At 52.6% G+C, this 21490-nt stretch carries 19 protein-coding genes; 14 read left to right on the top strand and 5 right to left on the bottom strand.

The genetic code is table 11. The features are described from left to right. The first annotated feature begins 146 nt into the window (after positions 1-146). Positions 147-2126, top strand: a complete 1980-nt coding sequence (locus tag M2371_RS10750) for an alkyl/aryl-sulfatase (protein WP_024143307.1) — start codon at positions 147-149, stop codon at positions 2124-2126. 53 nt (positions 2127-2179) lie between these two features. Here the strand turns inward: M2371_RS10750 and M2371_RS10745 are convergent, their stop codons facing one another. Continuing rightward, entirely contained in the window at positions 2180-3214 is a 1035-nt protein-coding gene (locus M2371_RS10745) for a Mal regulon transcriptional regulator MalI (RefSeq protein WP_034495038.1), read from the bottom strand. Between the two features lie 184 nt (positions 3215-3398). Between M2371_RS10745 and malX the strand changes: the two genes are divergently transcribed. From malX to add, 3 genes are all read left to right on the top strand, one after another. Then, a complete protein-coding gene (gene malX, locus M2371_RS10740) occupies positions 3399-4991 on the top strand; it encodes a maltose/glucose-specific PTS transporter subunit IIBC (RefSeq protein WP_259267688.1) in 1593 nt (530 codons plus the stop codon). A 41-nt stretch (positions 4992-5032) separates the two neighbouring features. After that, on the top strand, positions 5033-6205 hold the full coding sequence (locus tag M2371_RS10735; protein ID WP_259267687.1) for a MalY/PatB family protein: 1173 nt from the start codon (positions 5033-5035) through the stop codon (positions 6203-6205). A gap of 120 nt (positions 6206-6325) precedes the next feature. Then, on the top strand, positions 6326-7327 hold the full coding sequence (gene add / locus M2371_RS10730; RefSeq protein WP_034495032.1) for an adenosine deaminase: 1002 nt from the start codon (positions 6326-6328) through the stop codon (positions 7325-7327). Positions 7328-7344: 17 nt separating this feature from the next. On the opposite strand, the gene M2371_RS10725 is transcribed toward add, so the two are convergent. Together M2371_RS10725 and M2371_RS10720 are read right to left on the bottom strand one after the other, a co-directional pair. Further along, complete coding sequence (locus M2371_RS10725) at positions 7345-8343, bottom strand: bile acid:sodium symporter family protein (protein ID WP_259267686.1); 999 nt, start codon at positions 8341-8343, stop codon at positions 7345-7347. A 25-nt stretch (positions 8344-8368) separates the two neighbouring features. Beyond that, positions 8369-9079: a YnfC family lipoprotein gene (locus M2371_RS10720; RefSeq protein ID WP_034495029.1), complete on the bottom strand. Its 711-nt coding sequence runs from the start codon at positions 9077-9079 to the stop codon at positions 8369-8371. A 109-nt stretch (positions 9080-9188) separates the two neighbouring features. Here M2371_RS10720 and M2371_RS10715 point away from each other — a divergent pair, with 109 nt between their 5' ends. The 10 genes from M2371_RS10715 to clcB all read left to right on the top strand — a co-directional run bounded on the left by M2371_RS10715 (position 9189) and on the right by clcB (position 19501). Then, positions 9189-9491: a DUF1161 domain-containing protein gene (locus M2371_RS10715; RefSeq protein ID WP_034495027.1), complete on the top strand. Its 303-nt coding sequence runs from the start codon at positions 9189-9191 to the stop codon at positions 9489-9491. A 237-nt stretch (positions 9492-9728) separates the two neighbouring features. After that, positions 9729-12170, top strand: a complete 2442-nt coding sequence (gene ynfE, locus M2371_RS10710) for a selenate/tellurate reductase subunit YnfE (protein ID WP_259267685.1) — start codon at positions 9729-9731, stop codon at positions 12168-12170. Positions 12171-12180: 10 nt separating this feature from the next. Further along, a complete protein-coding gene (locus M2371_RS10705) occupies positions 12181-12798 on the top strand; it encodes a DMSO/selenate family reductase complex B subunit (RefSeq protein WP_259267684.1) in 618 nt (205 codons plus the stop codon). Between the two features lies 1 nt (position 12799). Next, positions 12800-13657: a dimethyl sulfoxide reductase anchor subunit family protein gene (locus M2371_RS10700; protein ID WP_259267683.1), complete on the top strand. Its 858-nt coding sequence runs from the start codon at positions 12800-12802 to the stop codon at positions 13655-13657. 47 nt (positions 13658-13704) lie between these two features. Then, a complete protein-coding gene (dmsD, locus tag M2371_RS10695; protein WP_259267682.1) occupies positions 13705-14343 on the top strand; it encodes a Tat proofreading chaperone DmsD in 639 nt (212 codons plus the stop codon). Positions 14344-14695: 352 nt separating this feature from the next. Further along, positions 14696-15412, top strand: coding sequence for an osmoprotectant ABC transporter permease OsmY (osmY, locus tag M2371_RS10690; protein ID WP_172894464.1), 717 nt, complete (start codon positions 14696-14698; stop codon positions 15410-15412). A 22-nt stretch (positions 15413-15434) separates the two neighbouring features. Continuing rightward, on the top strand, positions 15435-16337 hold the full coding sequence (gene osmX / locus M2371_RS10685; protein ID WP_259267681.1) for an osmoprotectant ABC transporter substrate-binding protein OsmX: 903 nt from the start codon (positions 15435-15437) through the stop codon (positions 16335-16337). Positions 16338-16346: 9 nt separating this feature from the next. Then, the gene (osmW, locus tag M2371_RS10680; protein WP_259267680.1) at positions 16347-16994 is read left to right on the top strand and encodes an osmoprotectant ABC transporter permease OsmW; all 648 of its coding nucleotides are present in this window, start codon (positions 16347-16349) and stop codon (positions 16992-16994) included. After that, the gene (osmV, locus tag M2371_RS10675) at positions 16994-18139 is read left to right on the top strand and encodes an osmoprotectant ABC transporter ATP-binding protein OsmV (RefSeq protein WP_172894470.1); all 1146 of its coding nucleotides are present in this window, start codon (positions 16994-16996) and stop codon (positions 18137-18139) included. The genes osmW and osmV overlap by 1 nt, the downstream gene beginning before the upstream one ends. 66 nt (positions 18140-18205) lie before the next feature. Continuing rightward, positions 18206-19501 carry a voltage-gated ClC-type chloride channel ClcB gene (gene clcB / locus M2371_RS10670; RefSeq protein WP_259267716.1) on the top strand — a complete coding sequence of 432 codons (1296 nt, stop codon included), beginning with the start codon at positions 18206-18208 and terminating at the stop codon, positions 19499-19501. On the opposite strand, the gene bioD is transcribed toward clcB, so the two are convergent. Together bioD and mlc are read right to left on the bottom strand one after the other, a co-directional pair. After that, a complete protein-coding gene (gene bioD / locus M2371_RS10665; protein WP_115628968.1) occupies positions 19454-20149 on the bottom strand; it encodes a dethiobiotin synthase in 696 nt (231 codons plus the stop codon). The genes clcB and bioD overlap by 48 nt on opposite strands. A 123-nt stretch (positions 20150-20272) precedes the next feature. Then, positions 20273-21490: a sugar metabolism global transcriptional regulator Mlc gene (mlc, locus tag M2371_RS10660; protein ID WP_259267679.1), complete on the bottom strand. Its 1218-nt coding sequence runs from the start codon at positions 21488-21490 to the stop codon at positions 20273-20275.

Below are 21490 nucleotides of genomic sequence, written 5' to 3'. Positions count from 1 at the left end.
TAAGTGGCGAAATGTAACTCTTTGGTTATATTTATAAAACGAAAATGCTGAGCAGTGATTCTTATCACTTAAGCGACCAAATAATTTCCAGATGTGATTACTCGAAGAAGCTGAGTAGTTAGAAGGTTTTAACATGAGGGGTACAAATGAGACTTACGTTGATCGTCAAAAGTCTTGCACTGGCAGGGTTGCTTTCCTCCACTGCACTGACACCTTTGTTCGCGCAGGAAGCACCAAAAGGTGCCACAGCGTCAACAAAGCAAGCCAACGATGCACTTTATAACCAGCTTCCTTTCTCCGATAACACCGATTTCACGAATGCTCACAAAGGCTTTATCGCCGCTTTACCGCAGGACGTGATTAAAGGCGAGCAGGGAAATGTTATCTGGAACCCACAGCAGTACGCATTTATCAAAGAAGGGGAAAAATCCCCTGACACCGTAAACCCGAGCCTTTGGCGACAGTCTCAGTTGATCAACATCAGCGGTCTGTTTGAAGTGACTGAGGGCGTTTACCAGATCCGTAACCTCGATTTATCCAACATGACCATCATTGAGGGTAAAGAAGGGATTACCGTCGTTGACCCGCTGGTTTCAGCAGAAACAGCAAAAGTCGGCATGGATTTGTACTTCAAAAATCGCGGCAATAAACCTGTCGTCGCCATCATTTATACCCATAGCCACGTTGACCATTATGGCGGCGTGCGTGGTGTGGTAGATGAAGCGGATGTGAAATCCGGGAAGGTAAAAGTTTATGCGCCAGCAGGCTTCATGGAAGCAGCGGTCGCGGAAAACATTATGGCGGGCAATGTCATGAGCCGCCGTGCCAGCTATATGTATGGCAACCTCCTGAAACCTGAAGCCACCGGCCAGGTCGGCGCGGGTCTGGGCACCACCACCTCAGCGGGTACCGTGACGCTGATTGCCCCAACGAACATCATCGAGAAAGATGGCCAGAAGGAAGTCATTGATGGTCTGACTTATGACTTCATGCTGGCACCGGGTTCAGAAGCCCCGTCTGAAATGCTGTGGTATATCGAAGAGAAGAAACTCATCGAAGCCGCAGAGGATGTGACTCACACTCTGCACAATACTTACTCCCTGCGCGGCGCGAAAATTCGTGAACCGCTACCATGGTCGAAATACATCAACGAAGCCATTGTGCGTTGGGGTGACAAAGCCGAAATCATTATGGCTCAGCACCACTGGCCGACATGGGGTAACGAAAACGTGGTTGGCCTGCTGAAAAGCCAGCGTGACCTGTATCGTTATATCAACGACCAGACCCTGCGCATGGCTAACGAAGGCCTGACACGCGATGAAATTGCTGCCAACTTCAAACTGCCAGACAGCCTGGCGAAGACCTGGGCTAACCGCGGCTATTACGGCTCCATCAGCCATGACGTAAAAGCGACCTATGTGCTGTATCTCGGCTGGTACGATGGCAACCCGGCAACGCTTGATGAATTACCGCCGGAAGAAGCGGCTAAGAAATTTGTTGAGTACATGGGCGGTGCCGATGCGATTCTTCAGAAAGCGAAAACCGACTTTGACCAGGGTAACTACCGTTGGGTTGCTCAGGTGGTGAGTAAAGTGGTGTTTGCCGATCCAAATAACCAGAATGCGCGTAACCTGGAAGCGGACGCACTGGAACAACTGGGTTATCAGGCTGAGTCCGGCCCATGGCGTAACTTCTACCTGACCGGTGCTCAGGAGCTGCGCAATGGTGTGGTTAAAGGCCCAACACCGAATACGGCAAGCCCGGATACCGTTCGTGCGATGACGCCTGAAATGTTCTTCGATTTCCTGGCGGTACATATCAACGGTGAAAAAGCCGGTAATGCCAAAGCGGTATTTAATATCGACCTGGGTAGCGATGGCGGTAAGTACAAGCTGGAGCTGGAAAACGGCGTGCTAAACCACACGCCTAATGCCGAAGCGAAAGATGCTGATGCCACGATTGCCCTGAACCGTGACACGCTGAATAAAATCATCCTGAAAGAAGAAACCCTGAAGCAGGCTGAAGATAAAGGCGAGGTTAAAGTCACCGGTAATGGTGCGAAGCTCGATGAGATGTTGGGCTATATGGACAAGTTTGAGTTCTGGTTCAATATCGTTACGCCATAAATGCATACCCTGCGGCAGCGATGCCGCAGGGTATTTACATCAGGGATCTCAATTTAGTTTTTACGTATCACCAATCTCGCCGGCATAATTTGGCTCCGAGCTTCTTCGTTATCGTTTTGCACTCGTTTGACAATCCGCTGCCCGGCACTGCGGCCGATTTCTCGGGCCGGTGTTGACACCCAGGTTAAGGGCAAATCATCCAGTTCGTCGTCCATCACTTCCGCGAAAGCTGCCAGCGCCACGTGCCTGTCGTAGTAACTGTCGATACTTCCCTCGCCGCTTTGCCGCCCCGCGCGCAGTAAACCGAACCATGCGCCCATCGCCACAATGCTGTTGTGGCAGAGTACGGCGGTAATGGTCGGGTTATGCTGCAACAATGTGGTAATGGCATCTGCTGCCTTTTTCTGGCTCGGTTCGCATTCAATAATCCACTCGCTGTGGAATGGTAAACCGTATTGCAGCAATGTGGCGCAGTAGCCGCCGACGCGTTCAGCGCGAGTTAATGACGATCCGTCGCCACCCAGCCACGCAATCCTCTGGTGCCCGCGTTTGATTAAATGCTCGGTCACCAGCTGTGCAGCCTGCATGTTATCAGGCCTGATGATATCGGCTTCGTCGAGATAGCTGGCGCGGGAGGCAAACACCAGCGGCAGGTTCTTTTGTTCGGCAATGGCGCGCATATCTGCACCCTGTCCTGCCGCGCCTGCCACAATAATCCCGTCCACGCCCTGCGCCACCAGCATGTCAAAGCAACGCTGCATATGCTGCCCTTGCGCGCCGCTTTGCGTCAGAAACAACAGTTTGCCCTGCTTCTCCAGTTCATCCGTCAGGCCTGCCGTCAGTTCCGCATAGAAAGGGTTACAAAGATCGCGCACGATCAAACCAATCACGCCGCTTTGGCCGCCACGCAATGAAACGGCTTGTCTATTGCGCACGAATCCTAATTTTTCGATGGCTTCATTCACGCGTAACCCGGTCGCCGGAGAGATGCGACCTTTGCCGCTAAGCACCAGCGAAACTGTCGTGACAGAAACCCCTGCGGCTTCAGCGACTTCGTGAATGGTTATTTTCTTTTCTTGAATCGTCATTAGTCAGACGAATCCTCCATGAAGCAAATTAGGTGATAAAACGTTTAACCCGTATGAGCATATTAGGCACTCTACTGCGCTTTGGATCTGTGAACTAACACGCAATAAAGCTTGGTAAAACGTTTTATCATCCGTCTCGTTTTGTACTACTACTCATTTATTAACCAGGGTTAAAGGAGTCGTTATGGCGGCTAATACACCACAAAAAATTACGCTTTGGGAGTTTTTTCAAAACCTTGGCAAAACGTTTATGTTGCCAGTGGCATTGTTGTCATTCTGCGGCATCATGCTCGGTATCGGCAGTTCACTAAGCAGTCACGATGTTGTTACATTACTTCCGGCTTTAGGTAATCCCGTTTTACAACTGATTTTCACCTGGATGGGCAAAGTCGGTTCGTTTGCTTTTAGTTTCCTGCCAATCATGTTCTGTATCGCCATCCCACTTGGCCTTGCGCGTGAAAACAAAGGTGTTGCTGCGTTTGCCGGTTTTGTCGGTTACGCGGTAATGAACCTGGCGGTGAACTTCTGGCTAACCGCCAAAGGCATTCTGCCAACCACTGACGCAGCAATCCTGAAAGCAAACAACATTCAAAATATCCTCGGTATTCAGTCTATTGATACCGGTATTTTGGGTGCGGTCATTGTCGGGATCATCGTTTTCCTGCTTCACGAACGTTTCCACAATGTGCGCCTGCCAGATGCTTTAGCCTTCTTCGGCGGTACGCGCTTTGTGCCAATCATTACTACCGTCGTTATGGGGCTGGTAGGTCTGGTTATCCCGTTGATTTGGCCTGTTTTTGCAGCTGGGATCAACGCACTGGGCAATATGATCAATAGCGCAGGCATGTTTGGCCCGATGATCTTCGGGACGGGCGAGCGTTTATTGCTGCCATTTGGCTTGCACCATATCCTCGTTGCGCTGATTCGCTTTACGGATGCAGGCGGCACGATGGATGTTTGTGGTCATAGCGTCAGCGGCGCATTGACAATCTTCCAGGCGCAGTTGAGTTGCCCGAGTGTTCATGGGTTCTCCGAAAGTGCGACCCGCTTCCTTTCTCAGGGTAAAATGCCTGCCTTCCTCGGGGGGTTACCTGGTGCTGCACTGGCGATGTATCACTGTGCCCGCCCGGAAAACCGTCATAAAATTAAAGGCCTGCTGATCTCCGGTGTGATTGCCTGCGTAGTTGGCGGCACCACGGAACCACTGGAATTCCTGTTCTTGTTCGTGGCTCCGGTTCTGTATGTCATCCATGCCTTGTTGACTGGCCTTGGCTTTACCATCATGGCGGTGTTGGGTGTGACTATCGGTAATACTGATGGCAACATCATCGACTTCGTGGTGTTTGGGATCCTGCACGGTCTGGCAACGAAATGGTATCTGGTGCCACTGGTCGCTGCTATCTGGTTCGGGGCATACTATTCCATCTTCCGCTTCGCCATTACGCGCTTCAATATCAAAACGCCAGGTCGTGATATTGACACCACCACCAGCGCGGAAAAAGCCATAGCCGGTCAGGTCGGTAAATCTGGCTACAATGTCCCAGCGATGTTGGCAGCCCTTGGCGGCGCGGATAATATTGTCTCACTCGATAACTGCATCACGCGTCTGCGTATGTCGGTGAAAGATATGGCTTTGGTGGACAGTGCTGCATTGAAAAATCTGCGCGCCATTGGTGTCGTGCAACTCAATCAGCATAATCTGCAAGTGGTGATTGGGCCGCAGGTCCAATCGGTGAAAGATGAAATGGCACACCTGATGCAAACTGCTCAGGCGTAAACCACAATGGGCGCTTCGGCGCCCGTTTGTTGCGAGGTGATATGTTCGATTTCTCCACCCCCGTTGACCGTCACGGAACCTGGTGTACCCAGTGGGATTATGTCGTAGACCGTTTCGGTGCCGCCGATCTCCTGCCCTTCACCATCTCAGATATGGATTTCCCTACCGCTCCGGTCATTCTCGATGCCCTGCAAAAACGGTTGTCTCACGGCGTTTTAGGCTACAGCCGCTGGAAGAATGAAGAGTTCCTCGGGGCGATTGCTCACTGGTACAACGTCCGTTTTAACAGCGTCATTGATAAAGAATCGGTGGTGTACGGCCCGTCAGTGATTTATATGGTCTCACAATTGATTCGCCAGTGGTCTGAACCAGGCGACGCCGTACTTATCCACACTCCGGCCTACGACGCCTTTTATAAAGCCATTGAGGGCAACAAGCGCCAGGTATTTAGCGCGCCGCTGCAAAAAACCGCAAGCGGCTGGATGTGCGACATGGCAGCGCTTGAAGCACAACTGGCGAAGCCTGAATGCAAAATCATGCTGCTGTGCAGCCCACAAAACCCAACCGGTAAAGTCTGGACGCGCGCGGAACTCGATACCATGGCAACGCTTTGCGAACGCCACGGTGTACGTGTTATTAGCGATGAAATCCATATGGATATGGTTTGGGAAGGCCACCGTCATACCCCGTGGAATGAAGTCGGAAAAGGCCAGTGGGCACTGTTCACTTCGGGTTCCAAAAGCTTCAACATTCCGGCATTAACCGGGGCATATGGCCTGATTAATGACGCCGATGAACGCCAGAAATACCTGAATGTGCTCAAAGGCCAGGACGGTCTCTCCTCACCCGCCATTCTTGCGGTGATTGCCCATATTGCTGCTTACCAGGAAGGCGCGGCATGGCTGGATGAACTGCGGACTTACCTGCAAAGTAATCTGCGTTATGTGGCCGATACACTCAACACTGAGTTTGCGCAACTGAACTGGCAGCCGTCAGAGTCAACTTATCTGGCGTGGATTGATTTGCGCCCGCTGGGTATTGATGACAATGCGCTGCAAACTGCGTTAATCGAGCAGCAAAAAGTCGCTATCATGCCGGGATATACCTACGGCGAGGAAGGAAAAGGCTTTGTGCGTCTGAATGCCGGTTGCCCGCGAGTGAAGCTCGAAGAAGGCGTGAAACGCTTGATTGCAGCGATTAAATCCCTGCAATAATCTGCCGTGACATAATAACGAGGGGAATTAAACTTCCCCTTTATTATTTGCGCAACGTAGCTATTTAGGTGCGTTTGTTTTTATACTGTTACGCACTTTAATCAAAAAAAGAGTGCGACCATGATTGATACCACCCTGCCGCTAACTGATTTGCACCGCCACCTTGATGGCAATATTCGTGCACAAACCATTCTCGATCTCGGCCGCCAGTTTAATTTACCGCTGCCGGCGGATTCCCTTGAAGCCCTTCGTCCTCATGTACAAGTCGTTGAAACTGCGCCGGACCTGGTGAGTTTCCTGCAAAAACTGGATTGGGGCGTGAAAGTCCTGGCCGACCTTGATGCCTGTCGCCGCGTGGCGTGGGAAAATATTGAAGATGCCGCGCGTAACGGCCTGCATTATGTTGAACTGCGTTTTTCACCGGGCTACATGGCGATGACGCATAACCTGCCGGTTGCGGGTGTGGTTGAAGCCGTTATTGAAGGCGTGCGCCAGGGCTGCCGCGATTTTGGTGTTGAAGCCCGTTTGATTGGCATTATGAGCCGTACATTCGGTGAAGCCGCATGCCTTGCCGAACTCGAAGCGCTGCTCGCCCATCGCGATAGCATTACTGCTCTTGACCTGGCTGGTGATGAGTTGGGTTTCCCAGGAAGCCTGTTCCTGAACCATTTCAACCGCGCACGTGACGCAGGCTGGCATATTACCGTCCATGCAGGTGAAGCCGCAGGGCCGGAAAGTATCTGGCAGGCGATTCGTGAACTGGGTGCCGAGCGTATCGGTCACGGTGTGAAAGCTATCGAAGATCCCGCGTTAATGGATTTCCTGGCCGAACACGGTATTGGCATTGAGTCTTGCCTGACGTCGAATATCCAGACCAGCACCATCGCGTCGTTGGATAAGCATCCGTTAATCACCTTCCTTGAGAAAGGCGTACTGGCGACGATTAATACCGATGACCCGGCGGTTCAGGGCATCGATATTATTCATGAATACACGGTTGCCGCACCGCAGGCGGGTTTGAGTGCGGCGCAGATTCGCACCGCACAAGAGAATGGTTTGAAAATTGCTTTCTTGTCCGACGCAGAAAAGCAGGCGCTGATCGCTAAAGTTCGCGCGGCTTAAACCTGTTACAGCTTGGGTCAGGAAACTGACTCAAGCTCGCTTTTTTCCTTCGCCGTTTTTTTCGCGTAGCGTTGCGCAAGCACCGCGCAAACCATCAATTGCACCTGGTGGAAGATCATCAGCGGCAGCACCATCATCCCCACGGCACTCGCCGGGAACAGCACGTTTGCCATCGGCACGCCATTAGCCAGGCTTTTCTTCGAGCCACAAAACACAATGGTAATTTCGTCTGCCGTATTGAAACCCATTAAGCGTGCAACCCAGGTGTTGATCACCAGCACAATCGCCAGCAACACGATGGAACAACCGAGCACACCGAGCAGCGCGGTGCCATTCACCTGCTGCCAGATGCCTTCCACCACCGCTTCGCTAAACGCCACATACACCACCAGCAGAATGGATGAGCGGTCAGTCAGGCTGATCAATTTCTTATGTTTATCGACCCAGCGGCCAATCAACGGACGCGACAAATGTCCCACCACAAACGGCACCATCAATTGCAGGACGATTTTCCCAATCGCATGTAACGTGTCAGTGCTTCCTTCCTGGGTATTCATCAGCGCGCCAACTAAAACGGGCGACAGGAAAATCCCCAGAATGCTGGAGGCCGATGCGCTACACACCGCCGCCGCAACGTTGCCGCCCGCGACCGAAGTAAATGCAATGGCCGACTGCACCGTAGCAGGTAGCGCACACAGATAAAGGAAGCCCATATACAGCGGCTGATTAAGAATGGCGGGCGAGAGAAAACCCATCGCCAGGCCTAATAATGGAAACAGTGCGAAGGTGCTGAGAAACACGACAAGGTGTAATTTCCAGTGCCCCATTCCCGCCACAATGGCGTCGCGCGAAAGTTTGGCTCCGTGCATGAAAAACAGCAGCGCAATCGCGGCGGTTGTCAGATATTCAAACATCGTTTTGATGGCCCCTTCGCAGGGGAAGAGTGAAGCCACCACGACCACGCCAATCATAATCAGCAAAAATGTGTCAATTTTCAGACGCTGCAACCAATTCATCCGGCTTCCTTAAAAACGCTTAGCATCAATAATAATTGATACTGTTTTTGATGGTGTAACTTTCAACTTTAGGCGGTTCGACACTTTCATCGGTAATGCGCAACACACATTCCAGCGGGTTGAAATGGCCATCGTAATCGCAGGTTTGCTTAACCACCGCAATCGCTTTGCCGTTAAGTGTACTTTCAGAGGTGTAATCGAGTTTTTTCTTATCGTCGCTACCCGCTTTCGCGGTGATGGCGAGAGTCTCGGTTTTTACCGTGGTCGTTTTACCTAAAGGGTAGCCCTGCGCATCATATTGATAAGTGATGGCGGTGCCTTCGCCGTGAGCCGCGACCACAAAACCGTTATCGTCCGTCACATACGTTACGGCAGCACCGGGTAATTCAGCCAGTTGGCATTTCCCTTGTAGCTTGACTCGCCTTTCCCGACTCACCGAATCAAGGTAATAATTGGCGTCGAGCACCAGCGTGGCTCCGGTATTATTTTCCAGATCGTGAAATTCGAGTTCGTTGAAACACCCTTCCTCTGACACCAAACCCACCACGCGTTTAATCACTTCGCCCTTTTCATTGATGAGCGTTTGGCTGAAATCTTTAACCGGCCCGCGCAACGGATCGAAATCAAATTCATTAGAGAAACTCGCCATTTCAGGCGTGTAGGAAAGGGTACTGTTCTGATTGTCGCACCCGGCAATAGACACCGCCAGAGCACAGAGGATAATGATTTTATTCACGTAAATCCTGTCATCGACTTGATAGGTAACAATCATGATATAAGCAAATACAGCGATTTACACTAAAGCGACTATTCTTTAATAGCACTCTCAACATAAGGAAGAGATCATGAAACACTCGATTTGGCTGGGTGTATGTCTGTTAATCGCGACCACTCCAGTGTTAGCCGCGCAGACATCATGCGATAAAGTTAAGGCCGACATTCAGCAAAAGATTATTAATAACGGTGTCCCTGAGTCGGGATTTAGTTTGACGATTGTCCCTAACGACCAGGCCGACCAACCCGATGCGCAAGTCGTAGGGCATTGCGCTAATGATACGCAGAAAATCTTATATACGCGCACCAGCAGCGGCAACAATCCGGCAAGTGGCAGCACCACTCAGGATGGAACACAAACCGAGCCGCAGTAATCTCTTAAACCGGGGCATCACAGCCCCGCTCTCTCCCTCGCACCATACAAGTCAACTTTCATTCAAAACTCCGCACTTACTTTGACCCGTGTTAACAAACGCTACTCCTAAATGAGTAAAACTCCTTCCTGACGAAAATATTCGCCTGATAAGCAATTTTTCGCGCCGCTGTCATTACACCTAAAACTACAAAAACAATGACATCCCGACCTGAAATAAAATGTCATGGAGTGAGTTATGTCGAACCAAAGTTGCCCTGATGGAATCACCCGTCGAAGCCTGGTGAAAACCAGCGCCATTGGTGGGCTTGCCCTTGCGGTCAGTGGAATATCCCTGCCCTTTGGCTTGCGGGCCGCAGCCACGGCTGTTGGCGCTGCGGTAAACCAAAATACTGAAGATAAAGTGGTCTGGGGCGCATGTTCAGTGAACTGCGGAAGTCGCTGCGCCCTGCGTTTGCACGTAAGCGATAATGAAGTCACCTGGGTTGAAACCGATAACACCGGGCATGACGTGTATGGCGATCATCAGGTACGCGCTTGCCTGCGTGGACGCTCGATTCGTCGCCGTATCAATCACCCGGAACGCCTGAACTACCCGATGAAGCGCGTAGGTCTTCGCGGTGAAGGGAAATTCGAACGCATCTCCTGGGATGAAGCGCTGGACACCATCACCAAAAGCCTGAAAGGCACAGTGGAAAAGTACGGCAACGAAGCGGTTTATATCAACTACACCTCGGGGATCGTCGGCGGGAATATTACGCGTTCGTCGCCTTACGCCTCGCTGGTTGCCCGCCTGATGAACAGCTATGGCGGATTCCTCAGCCACTACGGCACTTACAGTACCGCGCAAATTGCCTGCGCGATGCCTTACACCTACGGCAGCAACGACGGCAACAGCACGTCTGATATTGAAAACAGCAAACTGGTGGTGTTGTTCGGTAATAATCCTGCCGAAACGCGCATGAGCGGCGGCGGGATTACGTATTATCTGGAGCAAGCTCGCGAGCGCTCCAACGCACGCATGATCGTTATCGATCCGCGCTACACAGACACCGCCGCCGGGCGCGAAGATGAATGGCTGCCGATTCGTCCGGGTACGGATGCCGCTCTGGTTGCCGGTATTGCTCACGTTTTGATTCGCGAAAACCTCGTCGACCAACCTTTCCTCGATAAATACTGCGTAGGTTACGATGAGAAAACCCTGCCGGAAGGCGCGCCCACCAACTCGCATTACAAAGCCTATATTCTCGGTCAGGGCGACGACGGCGTAGAAAAATCCCCGCAATGGGCGTCGGCGATTACCGGTATTCCGACAGATAAAATCATCAAACTGGCCCGTGAAATTGGCAGCACTAAACCGGCGTATATCGCGCAGGGTTGGGGGCCGCAACGCCAGGCCAACGGTGAATTAACCTCACGAGCCATCGCCATGCTGCCGATTCTGACCGGCAACGTGGGCATCAATGGCGGTAACAGCGGCGCACGCGAGTCCACCTACACCATCACTATTGAACGCATGCCGGTGTTGACGAACCCGGTGAAAACACAGATTTCCTGCTTTAGCTGGACTGATGCCATCGCTCGCGGGCCAGAAATGACCGCCAAACGTGACGGTGTGCGCGGCAAAGACAAACTTGATGTGCCGATCAAATTCATCTGGAACTACGCCGGAAACACCATTACTAACCAGCATTCCGACATCAATAAAACCCACGATATTCTGCAAGATGACAGCCAATGCGAAATGATTGTGGTCATCGAAAACTTTATGACTTCATCGGCGAAATATGCCGACATCCTGCTGCCGGATTTAATGACTGTCGAACAAGAAGACATTATCCCGAATGATTACGCCGGGAATATGGGCTATCTGATCTTCATCCAACCGGCGACTGAACCGAAGTTCGAACGCAAGCCGATTTACTGGATAACCAGCGAAATCGCCCGTCGACTCGGGCCGGATATCTACCAGAAGTTTACCGAGGGCCGCACCCAGGAAGAATGGCTGAAATATCTCTACGCCAGGATGCTGGCAACTGACCCCGCACTGCCGTCGTATGAAGAACTGCGCGCGATGGGAATATTTAAGCGTAAAGATCCGAACGGGCATTTTGTCGCTTATAAAGATTTCCGCACCGACCCGGATGCTAATCCGTTGAAAACGCCGTCCGGTAAAATCGAAATCTACTCCAGCCAGCTTGCGAAAATCGCCGCCAGCTGGGAGTTGGAAAAAGACGAAACCATCAGTCCGCTGCCCATTTATGCCTCCACTTTTGACGGCTGGGACGCCCCTGAACGCAGCACTTACCCGCTGCAACTTTTCGGCTTCCATTACAAAGCCCGCACCCACTCAAGCTACGGCAACATTGATGTGCTCAAAGCTGCATGTCGCCAGGAAGTGTGGATTAACCCGATTGATGCGCAGGCTCGCGGTATCGCCAGTGGCGATATGGTGCGCGTGTTTAACAGCCGGGGCGAGTTGCGGATCCCGGCGAAAGTCACGCCACGCATCATGCCGGGTGTGACCGCCATGGGCCAGGGCGCCTGGCACGAAGCCAATATGACCGGCGATCGCATTGACCACGGGTCATGTATCAACACGCTGACCACGCAGCGCCCTTCACCGCTGGCGAAAGGCAATCCACAACATACCAATCTCGTTGATATCCAGAAGGCGTAAGGAATAGCGAATGACAACCCAATACGGATTTTACATAGATTCCAGCCGCTGCACCGGATGTAAAACTTGCGAGCTGGCCTGCAAGGATTACAAAAACTTAGGCCCGGATGTCAGTTTCCGCCGCATTTATGAATATGCAGGCGGCGACTGGCAGCAAGACAACGGTGTCTGGCAGCAAAACGTGTTTGCTTATTACCTGTCGATCGCCTGCAACCACTGCGAAGACCCAGCTTGTACCAAGGTTTGCCCAAGCGGCGCGATGCACAAGCGTGAAGATGGTTTTGTAGTGGTGAATGAAGACGTTTGCATTGGTTGCCGCTACTGCCACATGGCCTGCCCGTACGGTGCGCCGCAATACAATGCGGAAAAAGGCCATATGACCAAATGCGATGGCTGCTATTCACGCATCGCGGAAGGCAAGAAACCTGTTTGCGTCGAATCCTGCCCGCTTCGTGCTCTGGATATGGCTCCGATTGCTGAACTGCGGCAAAAATATGGCAACCAGGCGTCAATCGCGCCACTGCCTTCTGCGCATTTCACCAAGCCTAATATTGTTATTAAACCCAACGCCAACAGCCGCCCTTGTGGGGATAAAACCGGTTATCTGGCCAATCCTCTGGAGGTCTAAGATGGGAAGCGGATGGCATGAATGGCCATTAGTGTTATTTACCGTGCTGGGCCAGTGCGTGGTGGGCGCTGTCATTGTGATGGGGCTGGCGTGGAACTCGGCAAGTAATAATAGCGAGTTACAGCAAAAAATGGTTCGCGCCATGTTCTTTATCTGGGTGCTGATGGGCATTGCGTTTCTGGCATCGGTCATGCACCTCGGTTCACCGCTACGGGCGTTTAATTCGCTCAATCGCGTTGGGCAGTCGGCTCTGAGCAATGAAATTGCCAGCGGTTCAGTGTTCTTCGCGGTGGGCGGTTTCTGGTGGCTGATAGCGGTGCTGAAGAAAATGCCGTTGGCGATTGGCCGAGTATGGCTTGCCGCAACGATGGTTTTGGGGCTGGTTTTTGTCTGGGCAATGACTCGCGTTTATCAGATTGACACCGTTCCGACCTGGCACAATAGCTATACCACGCTGAGTTTCTTTATCACCGTGGTGCTGGGTGGCCCGCTGCTCGCGACTTTGCTGTTACGCGCCGTCGATTACTCCTTCCACCACATAAAACTCGCCGCGCTGAGCGTGCTGGCGTTATTTGTAGCGGTGGCGATTATCGTCCTGCAAGGCAGTGAACTCGCGGCAATTCAAAGTTCCGTTCAGCATGCCAGCGCCCTGGTTCCTGATTACGCCTCGCTTCAGGTCTGGCGCATCGCACTGTTAGCGCTCGGTTTAGGCTGCTGGATTTGCCCGCTTTTACGCCGCGTTCAGCCTAAAACTCCTGGCTTGTTGATAGGGTTTATCCTGATCGTTGTCGGTGAATGTATTGGTCGCGGGATTTTTTATGGCCTGCATATGACCGTCGGCATGGCGGTGGCCGGTTAATTGGTACAAAATGCGCGGGAAAACCCGCGCAATTAAGGAAGAGAAGAATGTCTAAAAGTACGTCGGCAACAACACAACGCCTGGCGACTATCGCCCTGACAGGTAGAGTCCTGGGTGCGCTTTATTATCAAGAACCAAAAAGCCGGGATGTCGCCTCGCTGTACGCCTCACTGGCTGACCCGAAATGGGTCGAGCAATGGCCAGTCCAGCACGATGAACTGGCAGCCATTGCACAACGCATGACCGACGGGTTGGAGTATTCGCAAGAATCACTTAGCGAAGCCTGGCAACGCCTGTTTATTGGCCCTTACGCATTGCCTGCCTCCCCGTGGGGTTCGGTTTATCTCGATAAAGAAAGTGTCCTGTTTGGCGATTCAATGCTGGAACTGCGCCGCTGGATGCGCAAAAACGATATTTCCAATGAGCAAGAGAGCAATGAACCGGAAGATCACATCGGTTTGTTACTGATGCTGGCGGCTTGGCTTGCTGAAGAAGGCTTGCAGCAGAAAGTCGATGAACTGCTGGCATGGCACATTTTGCCGTGGAGCGGGCGTTTTCTGGAGCTGTTTATCGCCCATGCCGAACACCCGTTTTATCAGGCATTAGGTGAGCTAACCCAAATCACCCTTGCTGACTGGCGAACAGACCTGCTGATCCCGGTCGCAACCAAAGAATTGCACGCCTAAGAATCTGAGAAGCGGTGGATGACGCTTGCGCTTATCCACCCTACACAACCCGAACCGTAGGTCGGATAAGCGCAGCGTCATCCGACATTAACGCCCCCTGCTCACCTACCTTAAAGTTACACCGTAACTTCTATCAATCCATTTTAAGACAATTCTTTACCTTGCTCCTCAAGCGAAGCGGCACAAGGCCAAACTCGTCATTCCCCCAGAAATCATAAGCCTGCTAAATTCCACATAAACTGGAATCATTCCCGTCACGTTGCTATAGGTCAAAACACCCTGCCGACACAAGGCATAACAACAGGCGACCCGCGCGGTGGCTATAACACGTGCAACAGGGAGACACACTGCAATGCAAAATTCATCACTCGTTAAACGCACCTTCGCAGGTGCATTGGCACTGATCGTCGTGCTCGGGCTGCTCGTCTGGGGAATTGGCCCGGAGACGATCAAAGCCCGTCAGGTCGATTTGCTCTATCTCGGGCAACAGCACCTGATTTTAGTGTTTAGCTCGATGGCGCTGGCGCTGTTAGTCGGTGTCCCAAGCGGCATTCTGCTCAGTCGCCCTGCCGCCCGCCGCTGGGCCGAATACGTGATGCAGATATTTAACGTCGGCAATACGTTGCCCCCGCTAGCTGTGCTGGCGCTGGCGATGGTGTTCATCGGGATTGGTGACAAACCGGCGATCATCGCGCTGTTCCTCGCCTCACTGCTGCCGATTGTTCGTAATACCTACTCGGGTTTATGCGGCGTTCCGGCTTCGCTCATTGAAGCCGCCAACGGTATCGGCATGACGAAATGGCAGCGTCTGCGCCAGGTCGAATTACCCAACGCCTGGCCTGTCATCCTGTCAGGGATCCGCATTGCGACGGCGATTAATGTGGGCACCGCGCCACTGGCATTTTTGATTGGTGCCAGCAGTTACGGCGAGCTGATTTTCCCGGGGATATATCTTAACGATTTCCCGACCCTGATATTAGGTGCCGCCGCAACAGCCCTGTTTGCCCTGATTCTTGATATTGCACTTGCGGGCTTAGGCCGTGTTTTAAGCCCCCACACAGCGAAATAACAACAATAAAAAGGAGCGAATAATGACATCCATTAAACCCCTGATTGCGGGACTGGCCGCAACACTACTCCTGGCTGGCACAGCCAAAGCCGAGCCGATTGTGCTGGCGACGAAAAGCTTTACCGAGCAGCATATTTTATCGACAATGACCACGCAGTACCTGCGTAAAAAAGGCTTCCAGGTGACCCCGCAAACCAACATCGCCACGGTGATTTCGCGTAACGCGATGATTAACAAACAGGTCGATATGACCTGGGAATATACCGGCACCTCGCTGATTATTTTTAACCATATCAACAAGCGTATGAGTCCGCAGGAATCCTACGACACGGTTAAAAAACTCGATGCGAAACTGGGGCTGGTGTGGCTAAAACCGGCAGATATGAACAACACCTACGCCTTTGCGATGCAGCGTAAACGCGCAGAGGAAGAGAACATTCACACCATGTCGGAACTGGTAGCCAAAGTAGAACAGGTTCGCAAAACCGATCCGGATAACAACTGGATGCTCGGCCTGGACCTGGAATTCGCCGGGCGCAGCGACGGTATGAAACCGTTACAGCAAGCCTATAGCATGCCGCTCGATCGCCCGCAGATTCGCCAGATGGACCCAGGTCTTGTGTATAACGCGGTGCGCGATGGCTTCGTTGACGCGGGTCTGATTTACACCACCGATGGCCGCGTAAAAGGCTTCGATTTAAAGGTGTTGGAAGATGATAAAGGTTTTTTCCCAAGTTACGCCGTCACGCCTGTGGTGCGTAAAGAGACGCTGGCAGCCAACCCTGGCCTTGAAGATGCCCTGGACACCCTCTCCGGCCTGCTCAACAACGACGTGATCTCCACACTGAATGCCAAAGTGGATATCGACCATGAAACCCCACAAAAAGTGGCGCAAGAGTTCCTGCAACAGAAAGGTTTGCTCTAAGGAGGCATCATGGAAACGTTGAATTATATGATGGATAACGCAGGGTATCTGGGCAGTTTAACGCTGCAACACCTCTGGTTAGTGCTTTTAGCTGTGGGGCTGGCGATTGTGATTGGCGTGCCGCTGGGCATTTTAATCGTGCGCCACAAATGGCTGGCAACGCCCGTGTTAGGTGTTGCGACTATTGTGCTGACCATCCCTTCAATCGCCCTGTTTGGGTTGATGATCCCGCTGTTTTCCATGGTCGGGCAAGGGATTGGCGTGTTGCCTGCCATCACGGCCGTTTTCCTCTATTCATTGCTGCCGATTGTCCGTAATACCCATACCGCCCTCGACAGCCTGCCGCCAGGTTTGCGTGAAGCCGGACGCGGTATCGGCATGACGTTCTGGCAACGCCTGCGCTGGGTCGAAATCCCCATGGCTCTGCCGGTGATTTTTGGCGGTATCCGAACCGCCGTGGTCATGAACATTGGCGTAATGGCCATCGCTGCGGTTATCGGCGCGGGCGGTTTGGGTTTGTTACTGCTTAACGGCATCGGGAGTAGCGACATTCGCATGTTGATTGCGGGTGCCGTCATGATTTGTGTTTTGGCTATTGTGCTTGATTGGTTATTGCACCGTTTACAGCTGGTGCTGACTCCTAAGGGGATTCGATAATGATTAAACTAGAAAACCTCACGAAACAGTTTGTTCAGAAGAACGGTCAGACTTTTAACGCCGTGGATAATGTCAGCCTGAATGTGCCGGAAGGCGAAATGTGCGTATTGCTCGGCCCTTCCGGCTGCGGCAAAACCACCACGCTGAAAATGATCAACCGCCTGATTGCGCCGACCGGCGGCAATATTCTGATTAACGGTAAAAATACCAATGAGCTGGATACCGTGACCCTGCGCCGCAATATTGGCTATGTTATTCAGCAAATCGGCCTGTTCCCGAACATGACGATTGAAGAAAACATTACCGTTGTGCCGCGCATGTTGGGTTGGGACAAAGCCCGTTGTAAAGAGCGTGCCAGCGAATTAATGAGCATGGTGGCGCTCGACCCGAGCAAGTTTCTGAACCGTTACCCGCGTGAAATGTCCGGCGGCCAGCAACAACGTATCGGCGTGATTCGGGCACTTGCGGCTGATCCTCCGGTACTGCTGATGGATGAGCCTTTTGGCGCCGTCGACCCTATCAACCGCGAAACGATTCAGAATGAGTTTCTGGAAATGCAGCGCCAGTTGAAGAAAACCGTCATGCTGGTCAGCCACGATATCGACGAAGCGCTGAAATTAGGCGATCGTATTGCCGTATTCCGCCAGGGCAAAATCGTGCAGTGCGCCAGCCCCGATGAGCTGCTTGCAAAACCGGCCAATGAATTTGTTGGCTCGTTTGTCGGCCAGGACCGCACGCTCAAACGCCTGCTGCTGGTTCAGGCCGGGGATGTGACGGACCAACAGCCGACCATTACCGCTCGCGAATCTACCCCACTGCCGGAAGCGTTCGCCACTATGGATGACAACGATATGCGTTCGATTACCGTTGTCGATGGCGAAGGCAAACCGTTAGGTTTCGTGAAACGCCGGGAAGCGCGTGGTGCAACCGGAGCATGTGCCGATATCCTGCACCCGTTCCGTATTACCGGACGCGCCGAAGATAACCTGCGTATCGTGCTGTCGAAACTCTATGAGCACAACATGGTGTGGATGCCCATTACCGACGAAGATGGCCGTTACAGCGGCGAGATTTCGCAGGATTATATTGCCGATTATCTCAGTTCAGGGCGAACGCGTCGGGCGTTAAATATTTATCAGCCATAATTCATCGTTGGCGGATGGTGTAAATGGTGGATGACGCTTGCGCTTATCCACCCTACAATGCTTGCTATGCACCGCTTAAACCACTTCCCTGACATGAAAGGCATGTTACGACGGCTCATTTTTGCCGTCTGGATTGGCATCGCCTCAGCGGTGGTGGTCTGGCTGTTCCGCCAGTCGATGTATCTCCTTGAAGGCCTGTTTTTGGGCGACCACAGTGGAAGCCTGGTCGCCGCTGCCGCGGCTTTACCTTCCTGGCGACGTTTACTGACACCGGCACTCGGCGGTTTACTGGCCGGGACATTGCTCTGGAGTTGGCAACGCGCCACGCGTCAGCGCCCCTGCGCCCCCACCGATTATATGGAAGCCATTGAAACGGGCGACGGTCGGTTAGATGTTTCCGCAAGCCTGGTCAAATCGGCAGCGTCGCTGATTGTGGTGGCCAGCGGAAGCGCCATTGGCCGTGAAGGTGCGATGGTGCTGCTGGCAACCGTTTTTGCTTCGGTATTCGCCCAGCGATGTTCAAACAAAGATGAATGGAAATTATGGGTGGCCTGCGGTGCAGCCGCCGGGATGGCAAGCGCCTATCACGCGCCGCTGGCGGGCAGTTTGTTTATCGCAGAGATTCTGTTTGGCACCTTGATGCTCGCTTCACTCGGCCCGGTGGTTATTGCCGCCGTCAGCGCTTTGCTGGTTACTCATTTATTGAATGACCAACAAGCGCTGTTATATACCGTGCGCACGTTAAACGCTCCGCAGCCCATCCAATATTTGCTGATGGCAACATTCGGTTTAATAGCCGGGGTTGCTGGGCCGCTGTTCCTGTGGTTGATGTCGAAAAGTAGTCAATTTTTCCAGAGTTTGCACTTAACGCCGCCATTACAACTGGCGCTGGGCGGATTGCTGGTCGGGCTGCTTTCATTGATCACGCCGCTGGTTTGGGGGAATGGCTACAGCGTAGTGCAGTCGTTTCTTTCGCAGCCTCCGGCATTGCTCTTCGTCGCCGGGATTCTGGTTTATAAACTGGCTGCGGTGCTGGCAAGTAGCGGTTCGGGTGCGCCGGGCGGCGTATTTACCCCGACGTTATTCGTTGGTGCTGCACTGGGAATGGTCGTGGGTCAATGGTTTGGGATCTGGGCGTGGAGCGGGGATAACGTGGCGATATTGCTGGCGTTAACCGGTATGGCAACTCTTCTGGCGGCTACGACTCATGCCCCGATTATGTCAACGCTGATGGTGTGTGAAATGACCGGGGAGTTTTCATTGCTCCCCGGATTACTGCTGGCATGCGTGATTGCTTCAGCACTTTCGCGCTGGTTACGCCCGCAAACGGTCTACCATCAAAGCGCCGCTAAGGCGGGATAAATCGATGTAGTGCGCCAGTTCGCGCTGCTCTGCACGTGGCAAGTAAGGCAACTCACCCACCAGCGGCGCTGGCAATTTTTTGCTTAAGACGTCGATGATTTCGGCGTAATGTGCCAGACCAGGATTGATACGGTTAGCGACCCAGCCCATCAACGGCAGGCCGTCATTGGCGATGGCCTGCGCCGTCAGTAAAGCGTGGTTAATACAGCCTTCCTGAATGCCCACCACCATCAACACCGGTAATTGCTCCTGAACTACCCATTCAGATAATGGGCGTAAATCATTCATCAGGCTACGCCAGCCGCCCGTACCTTCGACCACAACGTGATCCGCTTGCGCAGTTAACCGTTGTAGCCCATCAGACAGCAGCGAATAGTTAATCTGGCAATTGTGGCTAACGCTGCTCTCTTCTTCGCTCAGCGCGATAGGATTGATGGCTTCGTAAGGCACGTCGACAGTAGAAACACTTTGCAGAACTAACGCATCTTTATTGCGAAGTCCCTCTGGCGTCTCTTTACTGCCTTTGGCTACCGGCTTAAAGCCGACGACGCTTTTGCCGCTGGCTGCAAGAGCCTGCAACAAAGCGCGAGAAACCACAGTCTTCCCGACTGCGGTATCGGTACCCGTTATAAAGAAACGCGTAAGCATGACGAACTCCCGAGGTAATGCTCAAAGTGATTAAGAATTGAATAATTCAGGAGTGAAAGTCTAAAAGAATAGTGATTTGACCAGTTTGAGATAGCGCAATTTTTAGTGGATCAACCAACGACATTAGCCTTGCAGCAGACGAATTAATAACGAACCGTTATACATTGCGTCTTTTACCAGCGCCGCCCCCGCCATGGTTCCACGGTGATTGTACTGCGTGCTTTCGACGTAAGTATATTCGCTATAGGCGGGCAACGCCTGCTGGCGAATACAGTCTGTAATAGCCGGATGCAGAATATCCGCGGCCCGGTTAAACGGCGAACCAATCAGGATTTTTTGCGGATGGAACAAATTGACCATGATCGCCAGAATTCGGCCGACGTTGGTTCCGATACCCAGAATGATATCTTTCGCTAATAAGTCGCCGTTTAATGCGGCATCGCACAGTGACTCAACTGTCAGCGGCTGTTCATGCAGCATAGAGCCCATAGACTGACTCATACGAAGCTGCGCCAGCTCAAGCACGCTGTCGATACTGGCGATGGTTTCCAGGCAACCGTGGTTGCCGCAATAACAGCGCTTTCCGTAAGGGTCGACCTGCGTATGTCCGATTTCGACCAGGCTGCTGCTCCCGGCATGAAGTAAACGCCCGTCGGTAATTACACCTGCGCCGACGTTATCATCAATCACCACCTGAATGACGTCTCGCGCCCCTTTTGAGGCACCAAACAGCCCTTCTGCCATCGTCCACGCGCTGATGTCGTGTTGGATATAAACCGGCACGCCGGTGTAATTTTCCAGAATCTCGCCCAGCGGCATATCGCAAACTTCGTAGAACGGCATACGGTGCACAATGCCGCGCTTGGTATCAATAATCCCAGGCATGGTGATGGCGATGGCGGTGAGGCGTTCGAGTTTGTGTTGATGGCGGATAAAAAATTGATCGATTTGCGCGATGATCCGCTCGACCAGCGGTTGCGTGTCTTCAACCGCCAGCACGACGGTGTCTTCGACAATCAACTTGCTGCTTAAATCATGCAGGCCGAGTGAGATTTCCCCGCGACTAATCCGCACAGATAAATAGTGCCATGCTTCCGTTTCCAGCATCAGCCCCACAGCAGGACGCCCCCGGCTACCCGGGTCCTGAATTTCCGTTTCTTGCACCAGATGGGCTTCAATCATCTCACGAACAATTTTCGTGATACTGGCTGGAGCCAGTTGCGCCAGGCGAGAAAGATCGATGCGCGACACCGGCCCATGGGTATCAATCAAGCGATAAACTACGCCAGCGTTAGTTTGCTTGATCTGATCAATATGGCCCGGTTGGCTATCAGCAACCAC

This window comes from Buttiauxella sp. BIGb0471 (assembly GCF_024807715.1).
Classification (GTDB): domain Bacteria; phylum Pseudomonadota; class Gammaproteobacteria; order Enterobacterales; family Enterobacteriaceae; genus Buttiauxella; species Buttiauxella agrestis.
The sequence above is the reverse complement of the archived record's forward strand: the minus strand, read 5'-3'. Positions and strand labels throughout refer to the sequence as shown.